The organism is Fulvivirga ligni (genome assembly GCF_021389935.1).
GTDB classification, from domain to species: domain Bacteria; phylum Bacteroidota; class Bacteroidia; order Cytophagales; family Cyclobacteriaceae; genus Fulvivirga; species Fulvivirga ligni.
Window position 1 is genome coordinate 1,826,972 of sequence record NZ_CP089979.1, and the last position, 11,702, is coordinate 1,838,673.

The following is an 11,702-nucleotide window of genomic DNA, read 5'->3' on the forward strand; positions in this document are numbered from 1 at the left end:
AAAAATTGGAATTATATTATTCTGATTTCGATAGATGGGAGAAATAGCATCAAAAAAAGAGGCTGCCTGAAAAGATGAATCTTTCAAAGGCAGCCTCTTATGAAGTTGAGTCAGACGTTTATTCTGATCTTAATACCTTGGCAGGATTGCTATTGGCTCCTTTTAAAATGTGTAAGCTCACTGTTCCTAGAGCTAATAAGGTCAGTATTGCCACAGGAATCACGAACAAATCCCAGCTCAGGCCAATTCTAAAAGCGAAATTGTCCAGCCAGCTGTTGATCCCGTACCAGGTTAGTGGCAAGGCTACAGCACTGGCAATAATCACCAACTTTAGAAACTGCCAGGAGAGTAATGAAACTATGCTATTTACAGATGCTCCCATTACTTTTCTTATGCTTATTTCGCGCAGCTTTTGAGAGGTGTCATAAGAGGCAAGTCCCCACAAGCCCAGGCAGGCAATGGTAATGGCTAATACGGCAAATAGACTGAATATTTTGCCAAACTGTCTTTCGGCTTTGTATTGCTTGTCAAAGAAATCATCTAAGAAGAAATAGTCAAACGGATTGCCAGGAAAGGCCTCTTTGTAAATATCTTCAGCCTGATCAATCACATCATCAATATTATTTCCTGTAAGGTGTAAAGAATACGCACTTGAAGAAATAGTGTCAGCACGTAAAAGCCATGGTTGATGCTCCGTTTTCAGAGAGTTCCAGTTGTAGTTTTTTAATACGCCTAATATAGCGCAAGTGTCACCGCCCATAATCACATTTTGAGTTACGGCTTCTTCTGGGGAGCCTAGATCAAAGGCTTTTAGAGCGGCCTCATTAACAAGCACCGATTCCATATCTGATGTAATCTCAGGATTAAAGCTGCGGCCGGCAAGTACAGTAATGTCATAGGTTTTTACGAAATCAGGATCTACCCAAACTATGCTGACATTTTTACCTTCTGAGCGATCAGTGCCGTCTTTTCTTATGCTAGTGCCCCAGTTATAGCCACCACCGGGAACAGCCCCTGATGTTGCTACTTGCGTAACTCCAGGTACCTTGGTCAGCTGATCTTTTAACGTGGTTAAGCGCGTGCGGAAGTTCTCACCTTCAAATACTTTAGGGCCTTTTACTACCAGCATTTTATCCATAGTGAGTCCTTTGTCCTGGTCTCGCATAAAGGTTATTTGTTGGTATACAGCAAATGTGCCTGCAATGAGGATCATAGAAGCAACAAACTGAAAAACTACCAACGTCTTTCTTAATGAAAAACCTCCTTTGGCCTTTTCTCCGCTTCCCTTGAGCACAGCTATAGTGTTAAACGAAGACAAAACAAAAGCTGGATAAATACCGGAGATCACTGAGCCAAAAAGGAAGAGTCCTCCTAATATCATCCACAAGCGAGGGTCGTTAAAATCAAAGTAAAGGTTTTTGCCTACGATACTGCTCAGTACAGGTAAAAGCAGTACGGCCATCACCATGGCAATGATTACACCCAGTAAGTTCACCACAATAGATTCCAGTAAAAACTGCCCGATAAGCTGCTGTTTATAGGCGCCAATCGCCTTTTTAATGCCTATCTCTCGGGCGCGCTCCATGGCTCTGGCAGTGGATAAATTGATGTAATTCACCCAGGCTATAGCCATGATGAAGATGGAAATGATAATAAAGAAATATATCGTGTTAATGCTCACCGTTTCGCTAGACTCATTAGCTAGCCCGGGCTCCAAATGGATTTTTTCTATGGGTTGATAAATCATTTCTGCCCGGCTATTGTATCGCTCCATTTCTTCTCCTCTGTATTTTTTCACAAAGGCTTCCATCTTATCTTTCATATCATCCGGCTTCACATTAGGAATGAGCTCGGCGTAAGTAATGAAATTATTCCAGCCCCAGCCATCATCGTTTTGGTACTGCTGACCTTGAAGTAGATTGTGTATAGGCACTATAAAATCAAAAGGGAAATGGCTGTTGCCCGGAGGGTTTTCTATAATCGCTGTCACCGTGTAATCATGATCTGCCCAGCCGCCGGATATTGTCATGGTTTTACCAATAGGATCCTCGTCATCATGAAAGTACTTGGTGGCCATTTTCTCTGTAAGTACCATAGAGTTAGGGTCTTCCAGAGATTTCGACAAATTGCCTTTTATCGGCTCATAAGTAAATACGTTGAAGAAGTTAGAATCTACAAATTGAATGTTTTCTTCAAAGAAAGATGAGGCGTCAGCGCTTTCTCTACCGTAGCTGATAACCGCACCTCCGTACATGGGGTGAGTACGGATATAGGATTCAACTTCAGGTATATCTGTTTTCAGTGCCGGCCCTAAAGCATAGCCCGATAAAACGTGATGTGCTCTGAATTCATTGTTTTGGTAAGAGGTGGTAGTTACTCTGTAAATCCGTTCAGACTTTTCATGGAAGCTGTCATAGCTCAGTTCAAAGTCCACATATTTCAATATGACAAGGCACACAGCCATACCGGTGGCTAAGCCAAAAATATTGATAAAGGAATATACCTTTCTCTTCAGCAGGTTGCGCACCGCTACCTTGAGATAACTTTTAAGCATGCTAATGTTGTTAAGTGTCATTAAGTTGTTGACCTATAGAGATAATACTTAATATTTTAGGAAAGGTTACATGAGTCCTTTATGCTTCTAATTCTTAAGAGCAAATATGGATTTTAGAATATTGCTGGAATACAATTTATTGATGTATATTTCTTATTTTGAGGCATGAAGTGTTGTAAGATAATAGCTCTGTTTATAATAGTATTGACGTTCAATAATTTAGCAATTGGACAGTATGAAGATTACGAAAAGCCAAAGCTCAGTGGCAAGTACATTTTCTGTGGGGTCAAGACTTATTATGCGTCGGCAGTCAAAGATTCATTTGAGTTGGGGGATTTTATCCCACATCACAGTAGAGGAGAAGCAAGCTTTGATAGAAACCAGAATATTCTTGGGTTCGTATATCATCCATCTTTCTTCAATGAGAATATTAAAGTAACTATCAAATACGAGTATGATGAAAACAAGATCCTTAAAAAAAGATATTTTACACTTCGTCAGGTGAGATAGAACGAATGTTTGAATATAAAATCGATGCTAAGGGGCATATTATAGAAGAAAAGCGATATCAATATGATATGGGAGATGATGTGATTAGGACTGAGAAGTTTATTTACAATGAGGAAGGTAAAGTGATTGAGGAAATATCGGTACCTAGAGAAGGTGAGGCTTCAACAACAACATTCGAATATGATAAGAATGGCTTTCTCATTTTTGAAAATGATCTTTTCGGGTCTAAATATGTAAATGATGAAAAGGGTAATATCATAGCTGAATATAGTGTAGTGGATGGAGATGAGGAATTAGTCAGCGGCTACAGATATAATGAAAATGGCCTTGTCAAAGAATTTAAGGAATATAGCAATTCAAAATGCATTTCCACCATATGCTACGAGTACGTTTTGGATAATCATAATAATTGGGTTAGAAGGATGGAGTTCTTGATTAATGGCTCCACTGATTACAAAAGAACATTATCCAAGATTACATTTAGAAAAATAAAATACGCAGATTAAAATCTTATTACCTCAACCCACGTAGTTCTAATAAATCAACTTTCTAAACCTCCATGACCGGACCTGACAAGGAGAGCATATTCCCTTTACCGAATTACAATAGACTTTGCTTTCTTAAAAACATTCTCAAAAACCCCAACATCATAGTGGGAGATTACACCTATTACGATGATTTTGAGGACGTTGCCAACTTTGAGAAGAATGTGAAATACCATTTCGACTTTACGGGAGATAAGCTGGTTATTGGTAAATTCTGCATGATAGCTTCAGATGTAAAGTTCATAATGAATGGAGCCAATCATTTGTCTAATGCCATTTCAGCCTATCCATTTGCTATCTATGGCAATGGCTGGGAGCATGCCATGGAAGGAAAGACCTACCCAAATAAAGGTGATGTAACAGTGGGAAATGATGTGTGGATAGGATATAACGCCACCATAATGGCAGGGGTGCAGATTGGAGATGGTGCCATTATCTCGGCCAATGCTACTGTAGTTAAAGATGTAGCGCCTTATTCTATTGTAGGCGGAAATCCTGCCAGAGAGATTAAGAAGCGATTTTCGGACACTAACATTGAAAAGCTCTTAGAAATGGCCTGGTGGAACTGGCCTATAGAAGCCATCACTGAAAATATTCAGGACCTGACAGATAATAATGTTGATGATTTGTATCAAAAATGGAATAATAAACGTATTTGAATAAGTTAATCATTAATTATTTTAATCATATTTATAATTCTGATTCATTCTAAATCGATATGAAGTACCTAACCTTATTCCTCCTACTAATTCCATTTTCTATGAGCGCACAAAACCAAGATCCATGGTCTGTTTATATGACTCCTACTGATGTTCATGACTTATTCGCTAAATACACAGGTGATTTTGAGTTGATTATAGAAATGCAAGGCATGGATAAACCTATTGCGTTGGAATCTTCTCAGCAAATGATTTTAGGAGGTCGGTTTCTTGAGTTAAAACAAAAAGGCAATATGATGGGAATGGATTATGCTTCACTTTATACCATCGGTTATAATACCATTGATAAAACTGTTTCGATGACTACCATTACCAACATGGGCACCGGCACATTGGCACTTCAAGGCAGCTGGGATGCAGACAAAAAGGTGGCCAATCTTCACGGTAAATTGACAAATCCAGTCTCCAAAGAGACCATCAATGTAAGACAAACCATCAATTTCGTAGATGATAACACCATCCTAATAGAAAGCTTTGACCAGGAAGGAGATCAACCAGAAAAGAAGACTGTTGAGTATAAATTTGTAAGGAAGTAAAGTTTTATTTTATCTTGTATAATCAACATTAACTATTAAATTGGATACAGTATGAAAAGATCATTACCTGATATCATAATTTTTGTTGTCATTGTCATTTTTGGAGTTATAATCTCTAGAATTTCTGCGCATAATCATGGCGTGGATATACAATTGCATGATACATATTACGTGCTGAGCACCCTTTCTGCTATTGTTTTGGTTGTAGGAGTTTTAACATTTATCGTTTTCTCTATTAAAGGCGGTATAGAGCGTTTTAAATCCTTAGGATCTAACATGGGCTTATTAGTAGGTTTAGTGTTAGTTTCGATAATTACTTATTATATCATTGAGATTAAGGCAAGCTTGCAAAACCAAGCAGAAATAAGTGATAGTAGCAATTTTCAATTGATGTGGGGAATTCTGTTGTTATGGATACTTGCATTTATTCTTCTTTCATTTAGGACATTAAAGGTTTGGAAAAAGGCATATTGATCAAGTACCACTTGGATCATATTTCTCCTATTTTCTACTCCCTTGTTAGGTAGCGTCATGTCGGATTTCAAGATGTGCCAATTGCCAGATTATTCAAGCACTCGCATTACCCCACAGATACATTATGTCGGCACTGTGCAGCGTACCCCACAAGTACGTCATGCCGGAATTTCGTAGCGTAGCGGAGAAATATCCGGCATCTCACCGATCAAGCACTACACATTTATTAAACTTCAACATCATCAGCCTTTCAAAACAGCACCGATCATTTAAACCCCAAACCCACAATCTCCGTAAGCACCTCTATTGAATTATGCCACGAATTATTATAGTTTTCTTACTTCTTTTGAATACAACCGTTCAGGCTCAGTTTTTTCAAATTGAAGGCACGGTGCGGGACAGTGAATCAAAAGAGCCATTACCATATGTTACCATAGCCCTTTCTGGCAATAAGCTGGGAACAGTTACCAATGAGCAGGGGAGGTTTAAGTTATTACTACCTGACCATTATGAAGGCGCTTCATTAAACATTTCGTATCTGGGATATCATTCTCAGAATATAGTCATCGATCGTGAGAATGCGAGCATATCTGTTGCTCTAGAGGAAAACCCAACAGTGTTGGAAGGGGTTACAGTTACAGGGCTCACCGCTCAGACTATCATCAACAAGGTGATCGAAAAGGCGCCACAAAATTATTATAGCTCCCCATATAATAGCACTGGTTTCTACAGGTTGAATTCGACGAAAGGTAAGGAGTACGTTGCTCTGTCGGAGGCCGTTTTTGAACTATACCAGGCTAAGCCGGTAAGGAAAAGTCAGTTTAAGCTTACTAAAATGCGCGCTATTAAAAATGAAGCTGTTCTGGAAAATATTGAGATAGGCATAAAGCCGGCTGCTGTATTTAAGTTTGATGTACTCAATAACCCTAATGAATGGGATATTCTCAATAGCCGTGGCATCAAGGATCATGTTTTTGAACTTGAAGGTATTGTCAATTATGAGGGAAAAGATGCGTATGTTATCGAATTTGATCAACGAGATAATTTAAAGAAGGCAGCTTATAAAGGAATTATTTATGTGGATGTGAACTCATTTGCAGTGCTGCAACTAGATTTCGGACTTAGCCCAAAAGGATTGTCATTTTATAAATACGGAAGCGCAGCCATGCGTACTTTGATGGATCTAATGGACATACACTTGGAGGTTGAAAAGAGTAATTATAGCATACGGTATAAGCCCGTAGCCGATATCTATTATCTGGGAAGTGTGCAGCAGAAGACCATTTTCATCGTTAGAAGTGGTCGGGAAAATTACAATTTCAAAATGCACAGTGATGCAGATTATATCGTAACCTCATTGAATACTGATTCGGTTGCTGAGTTCTCCAATAAAGAAGTTTTGGGTGATAATGAATGGATTGAGAAACAGGACTCCATGTATGATCCTGACTTTTGGAGAGACTACAATGTGATTTTGCAAGGCGATGATTTTGAGGGTATTGCAAGAGACATTGCCGCTAAAAATGATAGTCATAATCTCCGCGCTCAAATTGAAGAACAGCTGCATCGGTTTCCGAAGGAGAGTAGGATAGATTCCATTTTGTCTTTTTATAATGAGAATGGGCTCTTCAATGGTAATGCTCTCATCGCTTCAGGTGGTAAAGTGATTTTAAAGAAGAGCTATAATAACGAATTCACCAGCAATACAGAGGATACTCAATTCAGAATAGGCTCTACCAGTAAAACATTCACTTCGGCCGTGGTTATGAAATTGGTAGCTAAAGGGAAATTAAAGCTTGATGATCCAGTAAATAAATATTTGCCCTGGTATATCCATGGAGATATTACGGTGGAGCAACTGCTTACTCATCAGTCAGGTATTCCTAATTATTTGAGTAATCCTGAGTATCAGGTAGATATATTCTCAAACCCTTATGAGCTGGAAGATCTGGTCAAAAACTTTTGTAGTGATGAACTGGAGTTTACGCCTGGAACCGCTTTTCATTATTCCAATTCAGGCTATGCTGTTCTGGCACTGGTTGTTCAAGAGATTGAGGGAGAGGTATTTGCGGAGGTTTTGTCTCATGAGATTTTTCAACCTTTGCATATGAATAACAGCTGTGTAGATTGTAACTCCAACCTAAGAGCAAAAGGCTATTTGTATGGTAAGGAGGAAAAGGCATATTACAGCCAAAATGTGATGGGAGCGGGTGGAGTATCTGCCATAACCGATGATTTATTTAAATGGAGTTTGGCCTTTGATAACAGCTCCTTTCTATCAAAAGAAACCATTGACCAGATTTGGCAGCCCAGAGCGGAGTATAAAGACTGGGAGGCCAGCTACGGTTACGGCTGGATGATTGATAAGCATATGTTCAAAGCCTCCAATAAACACAAGATCGTCTACCACCCCGGTACTGATTTTGGTTTTTACAGCATGTTCTTAAAACAGCCTGATCAGGGCATCACCATCATCTTACTAAATAACACCGGTGATTTTCCCAGATTTGAAATGACTGATTTGATTTTAAATGAGTTGAATTGATGCTTCGTCCAGTCCTTCTTCTAACCACATTCCTTTCACAGATACGTCATACCGGAATTCGCCACATATCCCACAGATTTGTCATGCTGGAATTCACGTACCCTCACAGATACGTCATGCCGGAATTGTGTAGCGCAGCGAAGCAATATCCGGCATCTCACCGTGCAAGCACCACTAATGCATTAAGCAACTTCATGCTGCTACAAATATCGCATAGCACCCACAGCCATCTCATCCAACATCGTTCTCTTTACTTTTTTGCAATCGATCAAAAAAGTAACAAAAAAATCTTTCTTGCTGCAAGGTCTTCCGAGACCTAGAGCATTTCATAGTTATGGACTCCCACTAAGGACTTGAGACTGGCCTGTTTTTCAATCTTCTTTCACCTCACGACTGGGCAGCAAGAGAAGCACGATTTTATGGTTTAGCTTGCCGGAGGATGCCGGAATTTCGTAGCGTAGTGGAGAAATATCCGGCATCTCACCGTTTATATTATTGAAATTCTCTTAATTAAATAATTAATTTGCCATTTAAACATGCAAATCATCCACCTAGACCACACCGGCAAAATACCTTCCCGCTACCAATATCTCACAGGGGCACCCTTTTCTTTGCTACACAAAATCAAGCTGAAAGGTGTAGGTTCACCTTTTTTCATTTACCAAAACGGAATTACTGAATTTGATGTATTGGGGGAATCAAATGCTGACATCAATTATGTGAACATCGAACTCTTTTCGTTGGCGTTAGTGGTGAGATTTAAAAAGAAAAACGATTTTCTGGCGGCCATTATCAATCCAGATGATATCACTGAAATTACATTCAACACATTTCGCTTGAAGTATCGTTCTGGAGGTAGAGAGGTTATAAAAAAGGCCGCTAACATAACTATATGTCAAGCTCAGTATGATAACCTGGAATTGTTTTTAAGTGTCAGTAACTATGCAGGAGGATATTCATTTTTTAAAAAGAGATATTTTTCAGGAAAAGTGAAATTTGAATTGGATCCGCGGCCGCCTTTAGTGGAAGATGATATTGAGTCTCTCCTGTTGAAATTATTATTTACTGGCTTAAGGGGCTATTAATTATGGGTAAAAAGGAAGGTTAATGAACTTTAAGGAAAATGCTAACCAACTAAAGGAACTTGGTTATTCAATAACCACAGCAATCTATTCTGAGGATGAGATAAGAAGTATTCTTGCCTGTCTCAAAAGCGCTGAGCATAACAGCTCTTTTATGAAAACTAAAGATCTGTTTGCCATAAGGCAGCTTTTTACAAATGTTTCAGGATTGAAAGAGCTGGTTCTTAATGAAAACCTATGCCAGTTAATTTCTGATGTAGCGGATAACAACTACTTTATCAGCAAGGCTATATACTTTGACAAACCTAGCGACTCAAATTGGTTTGTTGCTTACCATCAGGATTTGAGCATTTCCGTAAATCAAAGAGCTGAATTAGATGGCTACTGTAACTGGACATTTAAAAAAGGTCAGCATGGGGTGCAGCCGCCGCTCCCAGTTTTGGAAGACACCATTACCATCAGAATTCATTTAGATGATACTGATGAAAATAACGGTGCATTGAAAGTGATATCAGGTTCTCATAAAAGAGGTGTGATAAGAATTGAAAATAAAGACTGGAATTCTCTTGATGAGAGATTATGTAATGTGCAAAAAGGAGGTGTTATGCTGATGAAGCCATTAACTCTACATGCTTCAGGAAGAACTACTAACCAGAAGAGAAGAAGAGTTATTCATATCGAGTTGAATAAGCATCATTTAGAAAGCCCGTTGGAGTGGTTGGAGAAATGTGCGATTTAGCTCTCAACGTCTAAAGTTTCTCTTTAGGTACGTCATGCCAGAATTTAGTCACGTTCCCCCACAGATACGTCATGCCGGAATTGTGCAGCGTACCCCACAAGTACGTCATGCCGGAATTGTGCAGCGTAGCGAAGCAATATCCGGCATCCCACCGTTCAAACACTGCGCATTCATTAAACAGCTTCATGCCGCAACAAATACGGCATTACACTCATAGCCACCTTATCCAACATCGTTCTCTTTACTTTTTTGCAATCGATCAAAAAAGTAACAAAAAAATCTTTCTTGCTGCAAGGTCTTCCGAGACCTGGAGCATTTCATAGCTATCGACTACCACTAAGGACTTGAGATTGGCCTATTTTTCTATCTTCTATCACCTCACGACTGGGCAGCAAGAGAAACACAGCTATCTGTTTAGTTTGTCGGAGACCATGACCACATTGAGCAGTGTACTCTGCAAATACCTCATACCTGAATTTCGCCATGTATCCCACAGATACGTCATGCCGGAATTGTGCAGCGTACCCCACAAGTACGTCATGCCGGAATTTCGTAGCGTAGCGGAGAAATATCCGGCATCTCACCGTTCAAATACTGCATACTCATCAAACAACTTCATACCCACTGCAAATTCACCATTTATAATCAACCCCTCTTATTAATTCTATCCATAATCCTCTGCTAAATTCTTCACTTAGCATACATAGGTAATATTTTGATTGAAGCATGATCTTTCTGAGTTTTATTTATAATTATCTTATAAAAATTGTAGATAAAATCTACTTAACCTAAAACCAATTATCATGAAAAACAACTTACAAATTTTAACAAGGGGCATCTTATTGCTCCTTTTTTCAGTGGTGCTCAGTACTGCTGCTCAGGCTTATGTTTATATTGTAGGCCCTTCCACTATATGTACGAATAATACTGCTACGTATACTACTTCATATGACCAGTGCAGTTATCAAATCCAATGGGTAGCCTATAGAAATGGATCAGCTATAGCATCATCATACGGAAGTTACTTTTCTTTTAATCCTGGCAGCTCTACCACTTCCATCACTGTGGTAATGAATGCCTATTCCTATGGTGGTGGTTCGTGCTATAACTCTTATGATTCGCGAAATGTCTCAGTTGTAAATGGACAAACGCCTGGAACGCCATCAGTTATTACGGTATCGCATGTATCTGGATATTTATTCGATTTAAGTACCTCTTCCAGTAATGCTTCGAGCTACCAGTGGAGCGTAAGCAATGCTACCATCCAGGGTAGTAGCACCGGATCTACCATTCGAGTGCTATCTACTTCCGGATGTACTTTCAACTTTCAGGCAAGAGGAAAAAACACTGCCTGTGGTACTACTTATTCATCCTGGAGAACAGGTTCGCATACTATTACCGCAGCAGGAGCTCCAATGTATGTTACAGGTCAAATGTATATTCCCAGAGGCTCTTCAAATTATGAGTATAAAGCAATGTATGCGCCAAGTGATCCTGGAATATATTCGTGGTCTTTGTCTGATCCGGGGGGTGCTCTATCCATTTATTCTACCGGTGGGTCTAATGCATATGTTTCCCACAATGGAGGATCATACCCTGTGCTTCAGGAGGCCTATGTTCAGGCTAAGAGAAGTAACAGATGTGGATCTTCACCTTGGGTTCAAATGCTGGTAAGATATGGTGGTCCTAACAGTTTTATGAGAGTAGGCGAACCTACAATTATAGAAGATGATGCCTTAGGCATATATCCAAATCCTATTAAGCAAGGTGGGATACTTAGTATGAACTTCCAAAAGGATAATGCTCCTAAGCAGATTGTTATTATGGATACCTCCGGAAAGATGGTAATGCAGTTAGAAGTAGAGGACGCTAATCTGGAAATTAATACATCTGAATTTACCAAAGGCATGTATCTGGTAAAATCGATCAGTGGTGATCAAGAGGAAGTTAGTATTACCAAATTTGTAATAGAATAATTGAAATAGATACTCCGCTTCA

General features: G+C 39.3%; 10 protein-coding genes. 9 read left to right on the top strand and 1 reads right to left on the bottom strand.

From position 1 onward, the window contains the following. Positions 1-118 precede the first annotated feature (118 nt). Positions 119-2,554 carry an ABC transporter permease gene (locus LVD16_RS08180; RefSeq protein ID WP_233773440.1) on the bottom strand — a complete coding sequence of 812 codons (2,436 nt, stop codon included), beginning with the start codon at positions 2,552-2,554 and terminating at the stop codon, positions 119-121. Between the two features lie 165 nt (positions 2,555-2,719). Here LVD16_RS08180 and LVD16_RS08185 point away from each other — a divergent pair, with 165 nt between their 5' ends. The 9 genes from LVD16_RS08185 (at position 2,720) to LVD16_RS08225 (ending at position 11,680) form a co-directional block, all read left to right on the top strand. Further along, on the top strand, positions 2,720-3,064 hold the full coding sequence (locus tag LVD16_RS08185) for a hypothetical protein (protein WP_233773441.1): 345 nt from the start codon (positions 2,720-2,722) through the stop codon (positions 3,062-3,064). A 5-nt stretch (positions 3,065-3,069) separates the two neighbouring features. Continuing rightward, a complete protein-coding gene (locus LVD16_RS08190) occupies positions 3,070-3,570 on the top strand; it encodes a hypothetical protein (RefSeq protein WP_233773442.1) in 501 nt (166 codons plus the stop codon). A 53-nt stretch (positions 3,571-3,623) separates the two neighbouring features. Then, positions 3,624-4,268 carry a CatB-related O-acetyltransferase gene (locus tag LVD16_RS08195; protein WP_233773443.1) on the top strand — a complete coding sequence of 215 codons (645 nt, stop codon included), beginning with the start codon at positions 3,624-3,626 and terminating at the stop codon, positions 4,266-4,268. 101 nt (positions 4,269-4,369) lie between these two features. Beyond that, on the top strand, positions 4,370-4,864 hold the full coding sequence (locus LVD16_RS08200) for a DUF1579 family protein (protein ID WP_233773444.1): 495 nt from the start codon (positions 4,370-4,372) through the stop codon (positions 4,862-4,864). 51 nt (positions 4,865-4,915) lie between these two features. Then, a complete protein-coding gene (locus tag LVD16_RS08205) occupies positions 4,916-5,338 on the top strand; it encodes a hypothetical protein (protein WP_233773445.1) in 423 nt (140 codons plus the stop codon). A 313-nt stretch (positions 5,339-5,651) separates the two neighbouring features. Next, positions 5,652-7,883: a serine hydrolase gene (locus LVD16_RS08210; protein WP_233773446.1), complete on the top strand. Its 2,232-nt coding sequence runs from the start codon at positions 5,652-5,654 to the stop codon at positions 7,881-7,883. Between the two features lie 536 nt (positions 7,884-8,419). After that, positions 8,420-8,968, top strand: a complete 549-nt coding sequence (locus tag LVD16_RS08215) for a hypothetical protein (protein ID WP_233773447.1) — start codon at positions 8,420-8,422, stop codon at positions 8,966-8,968. A 22-nt stretch (positions 8,969-8,990) separates the two neighbouring features. Further along, complete coding sequence (locus LVD16_RS08220) at positions 8,991-9,704, top strand: phytanoyl-CoA dioxygenase family protein (RefSeq protein ID WP_233773448.1); 714 nt, start codon at positions 8,991-8,993, stop codon at positions 9,702-9,704. A gap of 803 nt (positions 9,705-10,507) precedes the next feature. Continuing rightward, on the top strand, positions 10,508-11,680 hold the full coding sequence (locus tag LVD16_RS08225) for a T9SS type A sorting domain-containing protein (RefSeq protein WP_233773449.1): 1,173 nt from the start codon (positions 10,508-10,510) through the stop codon (positions 11,678-11,680). Positions 11,681-11,702 lie beyond the last annotated feature (22 nt).